Source organism: Dyella monticola (genome assembly GCF_003363155.1).
Classification (GTDB): domain Bacteria; phylum Pseudomonadota; class Gammaproteobacteria; order Xanthomonadales; family Rhodanobacteraceae; genus Dyella_B; species Dyella_B monticola.
On sequence record NZ_QRBE01000003.1, the window covers coordinates 140,451 to 153,895 of the forward strand.

Sequence of the window (13,445 nt, forward strand, 5' to 3'; positions counted from 1 at the left end):
ACCATCGCATCGCCCGTTCCCTGCGCACGTTATAGCAGATGCCTGAAAGCCTGGGCGACCCCTCTGATGGGCCGCTCTGTCTGGACCGGCTACACTTGCGTATCTATGCGAAACACCAAGAGAAAATCGGTATGAGTAGGCAGGCGATTGCATTGATTGGCGTACCCACTGACATTGGTGCTGGGCACCGCGGGGCGTCGATGGGGCCGGAGGCCCTACGCGTGGCGCAGCTCGTGGAGAAACTGCGCCGGCGCGGGCTGGAGGTGATCGACCGCGGCAATCTGCACGGCCCGATGAACCCCTGGGAGCCGCCGGAAGACGGCTATCGCCACCTGCCCGAAGTGATCGCCTGGAATCTGGCCGTGCACGTGGCCATCCACCAGGAGCTGCAGAGCGGGCGTCTGCCCGTCATGCTGGGCGGCGACCACAGCCTTGCCATTGGCTCGATCAGCGCGGTGGCGCGCCACTGTCGCGAGCAGGGCCGCAAGCTGCGCGTGCTGTGGCTGGATGCCCATGCCGATTTCAACACCTCACAGGTCACGCCATCGGGCAACATCCACGGCATGCCGGTGGCCTGCCTGTGCGGCAACGGTCCCCGCGAACTGGTGGAAATCGGCGAACGCGTACCGGCGGTGACGCCTGATGTGTTCCGCCAGATCGGCATCCGCTCCGTCGACGAAGGCGAAAAACGCCTGGTGCGGCAGGCAAAGATGGATATCTACGACATGCGGCATATCGACGAAGTGGGCATGAAGCGCACGATGGAAGAAGCACTCGACGACGTGGATGAAAACACCCATCTGCACGTGAGTTTCGACGTGGATTTCCTCGACCCGTCCATCGCGCCTGGCGTGGGCACCACCGTGCGCGGCGGTCCGACCTACCGCGAGGCGCAGTTGTGCATGGAAATGATTGCCGATACCGGTCGCCTGGGCTCGCTGGACATCGTGGAGTTGAATCCGGCCTACGACAAACGCAACCGCACGGCGCGGCTGGCGGTGGAACTGGTCGAGTCCTTGTTCGGCAAATCCACCTTGATGCGCGAGCCGGACTGAGCCCGTACACTGCCGCTTCCGTTGCGCACGGATTGCGCGACCGACCGTTATTGACCCGTCACCGATTCAGCCCACTACGCCGCATGCAAACTCGCGTCCTCACAGGTATCACCACCACTGGCACTCCGCACCTGGGCAATTACGTGGGTGCGATCCGGCCGGCCATTGCCGCCAGCCGACGTGCGGAGGTGGATGCGTTCTTCTTCATGGCCGACTATCACGCGCTCATCAAGAGCGATGATCCGGCGCGCATCGAACGTTCGCGTCTGGAAATTGCGGCAACGTGGTTGGCCGCCGGGCTCGATCCGAACAAGGTCACGTTCTATCAGCAATCCGATATCCCGGAAATTCCGGAGCTGACGTGGTTTCTCACCTGTGTCACGGCAAAAGGGTTGCTCAATCGCGCGCACGCCTATAAGGCCGCAGTGGACAAGAACGTCGAAACAGCCGAGGACGCGGATGCGGGCATTACCGCCGGCCTTTACATGTATCCGGTACTGATGGCCGCTGACATTCTTGCCTTCGATGCGCAGCAAGTGCCAGTGGGACGCGACCAGATTCAGCACATCGAAATGGCGCGCGATATCGCGCAGCGTTTCAATCACATCTATGGCCGTGAATTCTTCGTGTTGCCTGAAGTGGTGATTGAAGAGCAGGTTGCCACGCTGCCGGGATTGGACGGCCGCAAGATGTCCAAGAGCTACGACAACACCATTGCGCTCTTCGCTGGCGGCGCCCGGCAATTGCGTGAAACCATCATGCGCATCGTTACCGATTCGCGGATGCCCGGCGAGCCGAAGGATGCGGACAGCTCTTCGTTGTTTACGATTTTCCGTGCCTTTGCCAGCGAAGCGGAAAGCGCGGCGTTTCGCCGTGCGCTGGAAGAAGGCATCGGTTGGGGCGATGCCAAGCAGGTGTTGTACGAACGCCTCGAAGCCGATATCGCGCCCATGCGCGAACACTATGAAAATTTGATCGCCCGTCCTGGCGACATCGAGGACATCCTGCAGGAAGGCGCCCGCAAAGCACGCGCCATCGCGGCGCCGAAAGTCGCGCAGCTGCGCGATGCGATCGGCTTGCGCGCGATGTCGTCCACGCACACGAGGTCGGGTGTGTCGAAAGCGGCATCGAAAACGGCCAAGCCGCCGCGCCTGGCCAGCTTCCGCGATGCGGACGGCAGCTTCCGTTTTCGCCTGTTGTCGCCGGAAGGCGATGAGCTGTTGCTATCCAAAGCCTTCAACGATCCCAAGCAGGCCGGCTTGGTGCAAAAGCGGTTGAAGACGCTGGGCGGTACGGCCGCGACAGTGCTTACGGTGCCGCGCTCGTGCGTGCTCGAACTGGATGGCGAAGTGGTGGCTACCGGCCCGGACTATGCCGATGACGCCACGCGCGATGCGGCCGTCGTTGATCTGCGTGCTGCCTTGGATTTGCTGGCCGCGCAGGAAAAAGGCGAATAATGCGAAGCATAGATTGACCAGCTTCGCTGTTGTGAAGCGCCTCGGCCTCCCCCGGGATGACGGTGAGGCGGAGATGAGGCGAGGCACAGCGGGTGCAATGGAGACACACGCACGCTCACCTCGCCACCTAAGCGTCTCAATCAAAAACCGCCCTGACGTTCGCCGCCGGGCCGGATGCCCTGCGACACCATCCGGCCCGGCCTGCTCGGGTCAACAGTTACGTGCCGCTGGATCCGCCGCTCGAGGACGGCGTAGAGCTGCTCGAACTGTTTACCGTCAAGCCTGATGCGTCGACACTCTTGACGCCCTTCACACCCTTGGCGAGATGGATGGCGTGCTTCTTTTCAGTCTGAGACGTGGCCGTACCGGTCAAGGTCACGACACCATCGGTGGTGCTCACTGTAATGTCATGAGCTTTCACGCCCTTGGCGGCCGCGAATTTGGACTTCACCTTGGTGGTGATCCACGAATCATCGACCTTGCCAGGCATGTCCTGATTGCTGTTGCTGGTGGATTGCATGCTGCTCGGTTGCTGCTGCATGGTCGACGGTTGCTGCTGTTGTTGCGGCATGGACGAAGGCGATGTGCTCTGTGCCATCAGAGAGAATGGCACGGTGGCAAAGGCCATCATTACTCCAGCGGCGATTAGGGATTTGCGCAGATAAGACACGTTACGCATTGGCAATCTCCTTGAGCATGTGGGCTGCTGCGCAGGTTATGTGGGCGCAGTTAGGCGCATCGCTATTGATTCGCCCATACATGGCAACAGGAAGCGCGTGAACGCTACGTTGCAAACCATCAAGAAGTGTTGCGTTCATTCAGCGACGTGGTGATGCCGCCAAGGTAGTGTTTCGTGTTCGTTCCGTCCGACCGTCTGGCGGGGCGGAACGAGCGGGAAATACCCCTCGGAAAGTCGTTCAGAAGAGATGTTTGAACACGATGAACAAACCCCCGGCAAGCAGCATCGAAGCGGGCAGCGTAAGTACCCAGGCCATCAGCAAGTTGCGCACGGTGGCCCATTGCAGGCCTGAACCGTTCGCCGCCATCGTGCCAGCCACACCGGAGGTGAGCACATGGGTTGTGCTCACCGGCAGGTGATACATGTCCGCGGCTTGAATCAGGGTCATCGCCACCAGTTCGGCGGATGCGCCCTGTGCATAGGTGAGGTGTTCCTTGCCAATACGTTCACCCACGGTCACCACGATGCGCTTCCATCCCACCATCGTGCCCAGCCCAAGCGCCAGTGCGACGGCTACCTTCACCCACGGCGGGATAAATTGCGTCGCCTGGGTGCCCAGGCCACGCCAGCTGGTAAGGGTGGCGGTTTCTTCGCTGCTCAGGCCAGGTTGCGCAAGCACGAGGGGAATGGCGGTATTGGCCAGATAGATGTCGTTGCGCACGTTGCCCATCTGCTCCTGCGGTACCGAGCGCAGCGAGGGACGATTGCCCACCTGCTGGTCGATATCGGCGATCAACGCCGACAGCGCAGGCACCGTGTCAGGCAGCAATTTGCGCTGCTGCAGCGCCGTGGTGACGATGTCGCGAGGGTTGCCGTTCACGGCTGCGCCATGATCGATCGTGCTCAACACGTGTTGCGCTTCGACCGACACCTGGTGGAAGGTTTTCACCTGGCCGCCAGATACCGCGCCGTTCAAGGCGTAGGCGGTGGGCACCGTACCGATCAGGATCAGCATGATCAAGCCCATGCCTTTCTGGCCGTCGTTGGAGCCGTGACTGAAACTCACGCCCGTGCACGTCAGCACCAGCAATGCGCGGATTGGCCACGGCGGCGGCTTGTTGCCTTCCGGCGCGCGATACAGCGCGGGAATCTTCACTACCGACTTGAGCAGAAACATCAGCAGGCCGGCAAGGATGAAGCCGGCAATCGGCGAGAAAACCAGGCCGCGCAGCACGCCGATGGCGGCATTCCAATCCACGCCGCTGGTGCCGGTTTTCAACGCGGTCAGCTGATTGGCGAGACCGACGCCGATGATCGACCCGATCAAGGTGTGTGAGGAGGAGTTGGGCAAACCGAAATACCACGTGCCCAGGTTCCATATGATCGCAGCGACCAGCAGCGCGAAAACCATCGCAAAACCCGCTCCGCTGCCGACCTGCAAGATCAGTTCCACCGGCAGCAGCGAGACCACGGTAAAGGCCACCGCACCGGACGACGTCAACACGCCGAGAAAATTGAACAGGCCCGACCAGATCACTGCCAGATTGGCCGGCATCGAATGCGTGTAAATCACCGTCGCCACGGCGTTGGCGGTGTCGTGAAAACCGTTCACGAATTCAAAGCCCAATGCGATCAGCAGCGCCACGCCCAACAGAATGAAAGGCGCGGTCGAGTGCGCTCGCACAATGGAAAGGTCATCGATCAGGTGGGTACCGGCATAGGCCGCCCCTACCAGCAATATCAGCCCGAAAAGTATGCCGAACAGGCGTCCGGAGCCTTGGGTGGATGCGGTGCTACTGGCAACAGCGGCTTCCGTCTGCATGGGCGTGCCCTCGGTGATCGGCACTACGCACGCTAAGCGCTATGCGCGACAAATACGTGACAGCCGCGCTTTTCAGCTTTTCGTCGGGTTCGCCCGCTGGTGGCAGGCCCGAATTGAGCCCAAAAAAAGCCCACAAAAAAGCGATCGCCGTGTGCAGCGGCGATCGCTCGAGGTGCCGGTTAGAACGTCCGCTAAGATGCGACTAACCGATCTTCTTGTTGTGATTTACTGCGCCGAGCTGTTGATCGAGGGCTGCGGGTGCGAGGCTTTGAACTCTTGCCATTCCTGCCGGCGGGCCTGGGCTGCGGCCTTGTTGCTGGTGTACTGCGTCTGCTGAGCGCTTGTCAGCACGCTGTTGTAGATCTGTGCCGTGACGGCGGCACGCGCGACGATCCGGGCCTGGGTGAAGCTGGCTTCAGCCTGGGCCAGGCTGGCGGCGGCGGCCTGATAGCCGGACGAGTTGGGCGACAGCGCTTCGAACGCCTGGCGCGCCTGGTGCACAGCCTGACCCTGCGACTTCAGCGAAGCAAAGCTCTGCTGCACGATCGACTTGATCTGGGACTTCTGGGCATCGGTGAGATTGAGGCCGCGGAACGCCATCGCGCCTTCAGCGCGGGCGCCATGGTGCGGGCCGCCGAAGCCGGGGCCGCCGGGGCCGGCGAAGGCCAGCGTGGTGCAGCCGAGGGCGGCGGCGAGGATGAAGGACAGGGTTGTGGACTTGCGCATATCAAGCTCCTGCTTGGGTTAAGTGGGTTGCGGATTATTTGAAATCAGGAGCGCGTTTAAGATCTTTGCCGTGGTGTAAAGAAGGGTAAAGCCTGCCGCTTGCGAGCGATAAGTCGCTTCACACGGCTGTCATGCGATAGTACTCCCCACATTATTTCGTACTTTCTTTGCATGTCCCGAATACTGATTGGCGATGACGATCGCGAGCTGTGCGCGTTGCTTGCTGAGTACCTGCGCCGTGAAGGTCTGCAGGTCGACGTAGTACACGACGGCGAAGCGGTGATGGCGCGTTTGCGCGATGCGACGCTGCGCCCGGATCTGTTGATCCTCGATGTGATGATGCCGGGCCGTAACGGTCTGGATACCTTGCGCGATTTGCGCGCGCAGTATCGCTTGCCGGTGATCATGCTGTCCGGACGCGGCGAACCGGTCGATCGCGTCGTAGGGCTGGAGCTTGGCGCGGATGATTATCTGTCCAAGCCGTGCCTGCCGCGCGAATTGCTGGCGCGCGTGCGTGCGCAGTTACGTCGCCATACGGTGGAAAGCGTGGGCATGCTCACTGCGGGCGTGTTGCGTTTGTTGCCGGGCGAGCGGCGCGCATACGCGGGCGATCAGGAACTCAACCTCACCGGCGCCGAATTCGCCTTGTTGTTGATACTCGTGCAGCGTGCCGGCGAAGTGATCGACAAGACCTCGCTCACGCGCGTGGCGCTGGGTCGTGAATTGGAACGGTACGACCGCAGCATCGACGTGCATGTCAGTCGTCTTCGCCACAAGCTTGCAGAAGCGTCCGCGCAATCGCCGCGCATCGATTCCGTTCGCGGAGCCGGATACGTATTGATACCCCCCAGCGGTGCATCGGCGTGAGCACGTTCAGAAGTCCATTCCGCAGTCCGTTGTTCTGGCGACTGCTCATTTCCGTGTGCATCGCGAATCTGTTGGTATTGATGTTGGGCGGCTTGCTCACGCGCAGTTTTATCGCCTATTCGATGCAGCAGGATTTCGATTGGGCCGCGATGGCGCAGGCTGCCAATGATGCCTATGAAACCGGTGGCGCAAGCGGTTTGGATACATGGGTCAGGCAAGAGCGCGGGGACGGTGTGGACGCCACGCTGTTCGAGAATGGGGAGCCGTTGCGCGATATTCGCCTGCCGCCTTCCATTCGCCATTTGCTGCCCGACTGGCTTTCATCCGGTCAGAACATCGCATTGCATCCTTATCCGGGCTTATATATCGCCGTGCAGAATGTTACGGGCAGTGACGGCCATGCGCGTCAACTGGTGGCGGTAAGCAGTTCACGCACGCGCATTCCGCCACGCACGCGGGGAAACATTTTGATCGGCGTGCAGCTTGCGCTGTCGTTGCTGATGATCGGTGCCATCGGCTGGTGGGTGGCGCGCAGTGTCGCGCGACCGGTCGAGGTCATGCGTACCGCAACGCGAAAAATGGCATCCGGTGAATTCACCACGCGTGTCGAAAAGCGCTGGAGCAGCAAGCACGATGAACTCGGACAACTCGCGCGCGATTTCAACGGCATGGCCGAGCGCATCCAGATCCTCGTGGCGCATGATCGTGGCGTGCTGCAAGACCTGTCCCACGAATTGCGCTCGCCCTTGGCGCGCCTGCACCTGATTCTGGACCTCGCCCAGCACAGCAGCGATCCGCAGGACGCCGCCGCGCACTTTCAACGCGCCGAGCAGGAAATCGCCCGCATGGACCGCATGACCGCCGAAATGCTGGCGTTGTCGCGACTGGAAGGTGGCTTGCCGGGCATGGAGCGCGAATCGGTCGATCTGCTGGCGCTCGTTGCTGATCGCGTAGCGGCGGCGCGCATCGACGCTCAGGCGCGCAACATCGGTTTGCAGCTGGCCGACGAAGGGCCGGTCACGGTGGATGGCAGCAGCATTCTGCTTGAGCGTGCGCTGGACAATGTGATTTCCAACGCCATCAAATTCAGTCCGCCCGATGGCGTGGTGCAGATCCACGTGAGCAAGGCGCAGCAGCAGGTGCAAGTACGCGTTCGCGATCACGGGCCGGGCGTCCCCGAGGAAGAACGGCACTTGCTATTCAGGCCGTTCTTTCGCGGCACCAACGCCGCTCAGGCCGGCGGGCACGGCTTGGGGCTGGCGATCGTCCAACGCGTGATGCAGGTGCATGGCGGTGATGTGGATGCGCAAAATGGCGCGGACGATGGCTTGGAGGTCACGCTACGCCTGCCACTACATGTCGCGCCGGAAAGTGCCTGATCGCGCGCACTCAAGCCCATTGATTCAAATGCGGCCCGAACGCCTCGCGCTGCTTTTTCACGATGCAGAAACGATGGCCGCTAGGTGCTTCCATCACCCACCAGCGGCCTTTTACGAAGGCGATACGCTTGGCGCCGAGCTTTTCGAGCCGCGTGGCTTCCGCGTCCTGATCATCGGTTTCGATATCCAGATGCACGCGGCTGGGGTGATCCACCTTCTGCAGTAGCACGAGCGGTTCGTCATCGGACGTTTCCAGCTCGGCATAGCTGCCGTCGCCCTCCACGTCGACATCCGCAATCGGCTTGCCGAGCGCGGCACTCCAGAAAGCAGTGGCTTCACGTAGGTCGTCGCATTGGCAATCCAGCACCAGCGTGCTGAGTCGGCTGTGATGCATGGTGGGTTCCTTGAGTTTTTGGTGGCCAGTGTGCCGGCCGCGTTGTGAAGAACGCGGTCTGCTGCATCGCAGCGGGGGAAAGGCGGTCGTTCCTTTGTTTTCCGGACATGCCGCACCGGAGCGAGTGCCTCTGCCATCGTGCTGCGTTGAAGCCATAAAAAAAAGCGCCCCGTGCGGGGCGCTTTTTTTTCCGCGGTGTCGCGATCAGTTCGGCGCCGACAGATTATCCAGTAACGCCTTGAGGAAGCGCGCTGCTTCGCCGCCCGTGGCAGCACGATGATCGAACGTGACGCTGATCGGCATACGGCGATGCACTTCGATGCCACCCATCACGGCGACCACGTCGTGGCTCAACTTGCCCGCGCCGATGATCGCCACGCACGGCGGCACCACCACCGGGGTCGCGTAACGACCGGCGAACATGCCGAAGTTCGACAGGCTGATGGTGTAGCCGCTGAGTTCCGAGGACGGAATCGTGCGATCTTCCACCTGCGCGCGTAAACGCTGGATGCCGGTGCGCACGCCAGCACCGTCGAGCATGTCTGCATTACGCAGGGCGGGCACGAACAAGCCGTCTTCCGTATCGACGGCGATGCCGATATCCACATGCGGATGCAGCGTGCGCGTGAGGTTCTTGCCGTCGAACCAGGCATTGAGCGCCGGCACGGCTTTGCACGCGGCGACGATGGCGCGGATCAGGCGTGCGGTGATGTCCTGCTTGCCGATCCAGGCGTGCAGGTCGGCATCGTCCACCAGCGTGGTGGGCACCACGTTGGCGTGCGCTTCGGCCATGACGCGCGCCATGTTGCGACGAACGCCCTTGAGCTGTTCGGGCTGGCCGCTGGCGTGCACGCTCGGCGGTGCCGTGCGCACCGGCTTGCCGGCCAGCGACACCGGCGTGCGTGCTGCTTCCGGCTGCGGCAATTCGGGTGCCAGATGACGACCGGCGGAGGCCGGTACGACGCGAGCAGGGGCGGCGCCGAGGGCGGCGTTGCCGTTGGCTGCGGCGTTCTTCACATCCTGCATGGTGACCACACCATCGGCACCGGTGCCGCGCACGCGCGTGATGTCCACTTTCAACTTCTTCGCCAGTGCGCGAACCGCCGGAACGGCTTTTACGCCGCCCACGCTGGAGGTCTGTTCGACGTGCACGTGACTGCCGCTGACCATCGCGCCGACCACGGTGCCTTCGTCTTCGCGCTCTGCGTTGCCGTTGCTGGTTTCGATTTCGCCGCCTTCATCGGACGCAGTGACTTTCTTAGGTTCTGCCGCGGCGGCTTTCTTCGGGCCGTGGTGATGGCCGGTGGATTCGGCTTCCGCGCGCTGTTTGGCATTCGGATCGGGTTCGAATTCGGCCAGTGCGGCGCCGGTGTCGATCACGTCACCGGCTGCGCCGTGCAACTTGGTGACTTTGCCGGTGTAGGGCGAGGGCACGTCGACGACGGCCTTGGCGGTTTCCATCGACACCAGCGGTGCGTCGAGCTTGATTTGATCGCCTTCCTTGACGTGCCACTCGACGATGGTTGCGTCGGGCAAGCCTTCGCCGAGGTCTGGCAGGTAGAACGTCTTGATGTCGGCCATGTTCGGATTTCCGAAAGTGTGTGTGTGTTGGTTTTTTTCGCCCACCCCTGCGTGTCGCAGGGATGGAGCTTAGGACTGGGCCAGTGTACGTTTCGCCGCTTCCACCACGCGTTCCGTGCTCGGCAGATATTTCATCTCCAGGCGGAACAGCGGAATGTGCGTATCCCAGCCGGTGACGCGCTCTACCGGCGCGAGCAGGCTGTACAGGCATTCCTCGGCGATGCGCGCGGCGATTTCCGCGCCGAAGCCGGCCGTCTTGGGTGCTTCGTGCAGGATCACGCAGCGGCCGGTTTTCTGCACCGATTCGGCGATGGTGTCGAAATCCAGCGGCGTGAGCGTGGCCACGTCGATCACTTCGGCGCTGATGCCTTCCTCGGCCAGCGCGTCGGCGGCTTCCAGCGCTTCCTTCACCTGCGCGCCCCAGGTCACGATGGTGACGTCGGTGCCGTCGCGCAGCACGAAGCACACGTCCAATGGCAGCGCTTCGCCGTCATCGGGTACTTCTTCTTTGTACTGGCGGTAGATGCGCTTGGGTTCGAAGAACATCACCGGATCCGGATCGCGGATCGCGGCAAGCAAGAGGCCATAGGCGCGTGCAGGCGACGAAGGCATCACCACGCGCAGGCCGGGGATGTTGGTGAACAGGTGTTCGTTCGCTTCGGAGTGATGCTCCGGCGCGCGAATGCCGCCGCCCCAGGGGGCACGCCACACGGCCGGCACGGTGATGCGTCCGCGCGTGCGGTTGCGCATGCGTGCGGCGTGGCAGGCGATCTGCTCCATCATCGGGTAGATGAAGCCTTCGAACTGCGCTTCGGCCACCGGCTTCATGCCTGCAGCGGCAAGGCCGACGGTGACACCGGCGATGGTGGTTTCGTCCAGCGGCGTGTCGAGCACGCGCAAGGGACCGTATTTTTCCTGCAGACCCTGCGTGGCGCGGAACACGCCACCGTTGACGCCGACATCTTCGCCCAGCACGACAACGCTTTCGTCATGGGCCATTTCATACGCAAGCGCTTGGGTAACGGCTTCGATAAGAGTGATTTGTGCCATGGCTTAGTGGGCCTTCTTGTCGAGCGAGAGCGCGAGGTCGCGCTGTTTGGCGAGATCCGCGGGGACTTCGGCGAAGGTGTAATCGAACATCGCCGTGACGGGTTGGGTCTTGGTCTGGAGGTAGGCATTGACCTCGTTATCCATCCACTCGTCGCACTCGGCTTTCCAGGCCTCTTCTTTCTTGTCGTCCCACACTTTCTTGGACACCAGCCAGTTGCGCAGGCGCTTCATCGGTTCTTTCGCCCAGGCATCTTTCACTTCCTGCTCGCCGCGATAGCGGCGTGCATCGTCGGCCGTGGTGTGATCGCTCAGACGATAGGTGACCAGCTCCAGCACGCTGCCGCCCTCGCCGTTGCGCGCACGCTCCAACGCATCTTCCATCGCCTTGCGCACGGCGATGATGTCGTTGCCATCCACCTGGATGCAGAAAAGCCCTGCGGCAATGCCTTTCTGCGCCAACGTCGGTGCGCCTGACTGGATCTTGCGCGGTACGGAAATGGCCCACTGGTTGTTAACGATCACCGCGACCATCGGCAGGTTCTGCGCGCCGGCGATATTGATGGCGCCGTAGAAATCGCCCTTGGACGAACCGCCGTCGCCGATGGTGCACACGGCTACGCGCTTTTCGTTGCGGATCTTGAACGCCAATGCGGTGCCGGCGGCGTGCAGGCATTGCGTGGCGATCGGCACCGACCAGGCGAAGTCGTGGCGTGCGGCGCCGTTTTGGTAATCGTTGCCGCGCTCATCGCCACCCCAGTACATGTACACCTCGCGCGGCTGCACGCCGCGGTAGAGCTGTGCACCGTATTCGCGGTAACTGACGGCGAGCACGTCTTCGGGCTTCATGGCGCTGCCAATGCCCACGTGTGCGGCTTCGTGACCCAGGCAGCTCGCATACGTGCCGAGCTTGCCGGTACGTTGCAAGGCCACCGACTTGGCGTCGAACACGCGGGTGGACAACATCAGCTTGTACAACTCGACCATATGGTCGAGGTCTTTGGCGAAGGCAGGTAGATCGTCCCGGACCTGCTTGCCTTCGGCATCGAGGTATTGCAGATATTCGATTTCAAACTTGGCGGCGATGGACACGACTCGCTCCCGTAAGGGGTAGGGGAAAACGCTGCGGGGGAGGCGCGGCCCATCCAGTGGGGCCGGACGCACTAGGGATTTGACTAAATTTTACGCGGGCATCACTGCGTTGTGTGTGTAGTCAAAGCGCCCTTTGAACCCAGACAAACGGTATTTTTTAGCAGGCCGCCATGTTGCGTCGCAAGGTACACTGCAGCATGCGAACCACCGCACCGGCGGTTCGCCATAGTCATTATCATCAGTCTTTTTGCGGGTTTACGGACGCCATGACGGATAACCAGCGTGACCTGGAGGCGGGCATCGAGCTCGATCTCAGCGGCCGGATGACCTATGGGGGCTACCTGCGGCTGGACCAGTTGCTGACCGCGCAGCAGCCGGTCAGCCAGCCCGCCCATCACGATGAAATGCTTTTCATCGTGATGCATCAGGTGGCGGAACTGTGGATGAAGCTGCTCATTCATGAATTGAAGTCGGCCATTGAGCACCTGCGTATCGACGATGTGAACGAGTGCCTGAAGATCCTGGCGCGCGTCAAGCACGTGCAGCGGCAGCTTTTCGAGCAGTGGGCGGTGCTGGAGACGTTGACGCCGTCGGAATACCTGGAGTTTCGCGACGCGTTGGGTTCGTCGTCGGGCTTTCAGTCGCTGCAATACCGCATGATCGAATTCATGCTGGGTAACAAGAACGCGCAGATGGTCAAGGTGTTCAACTATGACCCGATGGCGCAGGCGCGCTTGCGCGAGGTGCTGGAAGCGCCGGGCTTGTACGACGAATTCCTGCGTTATCTCGCCCGCCATGGCCATGACGTACCGGCGGCGCGCATCGAGCGTGACTGGAGCGAGCCGTATCAGCGCCATGAAGGTGTATTGCCGGTATTGAAGCGCATCTACGAACAACGTTCGACGTTCTGGACCGAGTACCACATGTGCGAACAACTGGTGGACATTGAGGAAAGTTTCCAGCTTTGGCGTTTCCGCCATATGAAAACGGTGGAGCGCATCATCGGACACCGGCGCGGTACGGGTGGTTCCTCGGGCGTGGCGTTTTTGAAGAAGGCGTTGGATCTGGAGTTTTTCCCTGAGTTGCTGGATGTGCGCACGGTGCTGGGCAGTTGAATCCCGTTGTGCTGCCGTCCCGGCGAATGCCGGAGGCAGCGCGAAGTACGGGTTTGAAGCGGTGAGCGAAGCGAATCGCCCAGTAATTTGTAAATCGTCGAAGTCGCTGGGCCCTGGGGTTCGCCGGGGCGACGATTTCTCTACGTTGGAACGTGTCTGGAAGTCTTCCTTGCTGCATCGCGTTTGACTTGAACGCACCTTGCCCGTTACATCTCTTGGGTCCAATCCCAA

General features: G+C 61.7%; 12 protein-coding genes. 5 read left to right on the top strand and 7 right to left on the bottom strand.

What is annotated here, in order from left to right; genetic code table 11:
• Nucleotides 1-131 precede the first annotated feature (131 nt).
• Together rocF and DWU98_RS06905 are read left to right on the top strand one after the other, a co-directional pair.
• Nucleotides 132-1,055 carry an arginase gene (rocF, locus tag DWU98_RS06900; protein WP_115494769.1) on the top strand — a complete coding sequence of 308 codons (924 nt, stop codon included), beginning with the start codon at nt 132-134 and terminating at the stop codon, nt 1,053-1,055.
• An 83-nt stretch (nt 1,056-1,138) separates the two neighbouring features.
• Nucleotides 1,139-2,512: a tryptophan--tRNA ligase gene (locus DWU98_RS06905; protein WP_115494770.1), complete on the top strand. Its 1,374-nt coding sequence runs from the start codon at nt 1,139-1,141 to the stop codon at nt 2,510-2,512.
• A gap of 217 nt (nt 2,513-2,729) precedes the next feature.
• Here DWU98_RS06905 and DWU98_RS06910 read toward each other — a convergent pair whose 3' ends face one another.
• From DWU98_RS06910 to DWU98_RS06920, 3 genes are all read right to left on the bottom strand, one after another.
• Entirely contained in the window at nt 2,730-3,191 is a 462-nt protein-coding gene (locus tag DWU98_RS06910) for a BON domain-containing protein (RefSeq protein ID WP_115494771.1), read from the bottom strand.
• A gap of 238 nt (nt 3,192-3,429) precedes the next feature.
• Entirely contained in the window at nt 3,430-5,013 is a 1,584-nt protein-coding gene (locus tag DWU98_RS06915) for an inorganic phosphate transporter (RefSeq protein ID WP_115495086.1), read from the bottom strand.
• A 225-nt stretch (nt 5,014-5,238) separates the two neighbouring features.
• Nucleotides 5,239-5,739, bottom strand: coding sequence for a Spy/CpxP family protein refolding chaperone (locus tag DWU98_RS06920; protein ID WP_115494772.1), 501 nt, complete (start codon nt 5,737-5,739; stop codon nt 5,239-5,241).
• A gap of 171 nt (nt 5,740-5,910) precedes the next feature.
• On the opposite strand from DWU98_RS06920, the gene DWU98_RS06925 reads away from it, so the two are divergent.
• Together DWU98_RS06925 and DWU98_RS06930 are read left to right on the top strand one after the other, a co-directional pair.
• Nucleotides 5,911-6,606: a response regulator gene (locus DWU98_RS06925; RefSeq protein WP_115494773.1), complete on the top strand. Its 696-nt coding sequence runs from the start codon at nt 5,911-5,913 to the stop codon at nt 6,604-6,606.
• Entirely contained in the window at nt 6,603-7,985 is a 1,383-nt protein-coding gene (locus DWU98_RS06930) for a HAMP domain-containing sensor histidine kinase (RefSeq protein WP_230474738.1), read from the top strand. The genes DWU98_RS06925 and DWU98_RS06930 overlap by 4 nt, the downstream gene beginning before the upstream one ends.
• Nucleotides 7,986-7,995: 10 nt before the next feature.
• On the opposite strand, the gene DWU98_RS06935 is transcribed toward DWU98_RS06930, so the two are convergent.
• From DWU98_RS06935 to pdhA, 4 genes are all read right to left on the bottom strand, one after another.
• Nucleotides 7,996-8,379, bottom strand: coding sequence for a VOC family protein (locus tag DWU98_RS06935; RefSeq protein ID WP_115495088.1), 384 nt, complete (start codon nt 8,377-8,379; stop codon nt 7,996-7,998).
• Between the two features lie 204 nt (nt 8,380-8,583).
• Complete coding sequence (locus DWU98_RS06940) at nt 8,584-9,960, bottom strand: dihydrolipoamide acetyltransferase family protein (RefSeq protein ID WP_115495089.1); 1,377 nt, start codon at nt 9,958-9,960, stop codon at nt 8,584-8,586.
• A 69-nt stretch (nt 9,961-10,029) separates the two neighbouring features.
• A complete protein-coding gene (locus DWU98_RS06945; RefSeq protein WP_115494774.1) occupies nt 10,030-11,010 on the bottom strand; it encodes an alpha-ketoacid dehydrogenase subunit beta in 981 nt (326 codons plus the stop codon).
• Nucleotides 11,011-11,013: 3 nt separating this feature from the next.
• Nucleotides 11,014-12,099 carry a pyruvate dehydrogenase (acetyl-transferring) E1 component subunit alpha gene (gene pdhA / locus DWU98_RS06950; protein ID WP_115494775.1) on the bottom strand — a complete coding sequence of 362 codons (1,086 nt, stop codon included), beginning with the start codon at nt 12,097-12,099 and terminating at the stop codon, nt 11,014-11,016.
• Between the two features lie 266 nt (nt 12,100-12,365).
• On the opposite strand from pdhA, the gene DWU98_RS06955 reads away from it, so the two are divergent.
• Nucleotides 12,366-13,214 carry a tryptophan 2,3-dioxygenase gene (locus tag DWU98_RS06955; protein ID WP_115494776.1) on the top strand — a complete coding sequence of 283 codons (849 nt, stop codon included), beginning with the start codon at nt 12,366-12,368 and terminating at the stop codon, nt 13,212-13,214.
• Nucleotides 13,215-13,445: the final 231 nt, after the last annotated feature.

Coding starts and splice junctions, on each gene's coding strand:
- rocF (WP_115494769.1), top strand. CDS start 132: ATGAGTAGGCAGGCGATTGCATTGATTGGCGTACCCACTGACATTGGT.
- DWU98_RS06905 (WP_115494770.1), top strand. CDS start 1,139: ATGCAAACTCGCGTCCTCACAGGTATCACCACCACTGGCACTCCGCAC.
- DWU98_RS06910 (WP_115494771.1), bottom strand. CDS start 3,191: ATGCGTAACGTGTCTTATCTGCGCAAATCCCTAATCGCCGCTGGAGTA.
- DWU98_RS06915 (WP_115495086.1), bottom strand. CDS start 5,013: ATGCAGACGGAAGCCGCTGTTGCCAGTAGCACCGCATCCACCCAAGGC.
- DWU98_RS06920 (WP_115494772.1), bottom strand. CDS start 5,739: ATGCGCAAGTCCACAACCCTGTCCTTCATCCTCGCCGCCGCCCTCGGC.
- DWU98_RS06925 (WP_115494773.1), top strand. CDS start 5,911: ATGTCCCGAATACTGATTGGCGATGACGATCGCGAGCTGTGCGCGTTG.
- DWU98_RS06935 (WP_115495088.1), bottom strand. CDS start 8,379: ATGCATCACAGCCGACTCAGCACGCTGGTGCTGGATTGCCAATGCGAC.
- DWU98_RS06940 (WP_115495089.1), bottom strand. CDS start 9,960: ATGGCCGACATCAAGACGTTCTACCTGCCAGACCTCGGCGAAGGCTTG.
- DWU98_RS06945 (WP_115494774.1), bottom strand. CDS start 11,010: ATGGCACAAATCACTCTTATCGAAGCCGTTACCCAAGCGCTTGCGTAT.
- DWU98_RS06955 (WP_115494776.1), top strand. CDS start 12,366: ATGACGGATAACCAGCGTGACCTGGAGGCGGGCATCGAGCTCGATCTC.